Source organism: Prevotella sp. DNF00663, from assembly GCF_001553265.1.
Lineage (GTDB): Bacteria > Bacteroidota > Bacteroidia > Bacteroidales > Bacteroidaceae > Prevotella.
Genome location: NZ_KQ960621.1, coordinates 1 through 697 on the forward strand (window position 1 = coordinate 1; position 697 = coordinate 697).

The following is a 697-nucleotide window of genomic DNA, read 5'->3' on the forward strand; positions in this document are numbered from 1 at the left end:
AGTAGTACCCTTATATAATAGGTACACAAAAAATTCTGCACGCTAAAAATCTATCAAACGTCCATTAGATACCCACAAACCATCTGAATATAAGCCACTTACGAACAAATACCCATATTTCAGAAAATAGGAATTAAAGGGGTGTTTTCTCGCAAAAAATGGGGGTTCTCGTGCTTCAAAAAGGAATTAAAGGGGGTTATTCTACTGCTTTTTGACCATCCAAATGACCACCCAACAGACCACCCAACGTGTAAAATAGCACTTTTTGAACCTCCGTTTTTTGTCGCCATTCAGGAACTGGCAGGCATATTTTTAGTAGTCCAGACCAGCCAGAACGCCTACCATTTGAATGCCATTAAACAGCCGTTTGAACACCCTTTAACTGCCATTTACACGCCCCTGCCGCTTCCTGTCATTTTCGTGACATCGGGCAAATGCCCTCTGCGCCAGTCTTCCAGCTGTCCCGCCACCCATTTTTACCCCCTTTTTCGTATTTTTCGCCAGTCTTTCCACGTTCTTTTAACGCCCACACTTCCGTTTTGCCACTTTTTAGCCCACGTCGTCGCCTTTCGCTCCTTTTCCGCATACTTACCCACCGCCCACCATTTCGCGCCTTGTACGCCCTTATTTTCCCTTTCAACGTTCCTGCGCTTCCGTCTGGACACAAAAAAAGCGACCGCCGCAGTGCCATTTCAGC

General features: G+C 45.9%; 1 protein-coding gene. It reads left to right on the forward strand.

Annotation, left to right across the window (positions count from 1 at the left end; genetic code table 11):
• Window positions 1-141: 141 nt before the first annotated feature.
• Window positions 142-697 (forward strand): hypothetical protein (locus tag HMPREF3034_RS12600; RefSeq protein ID WP_156431060.1); only part of this gene is annotated, 556 nt, incomplete at its 3' end.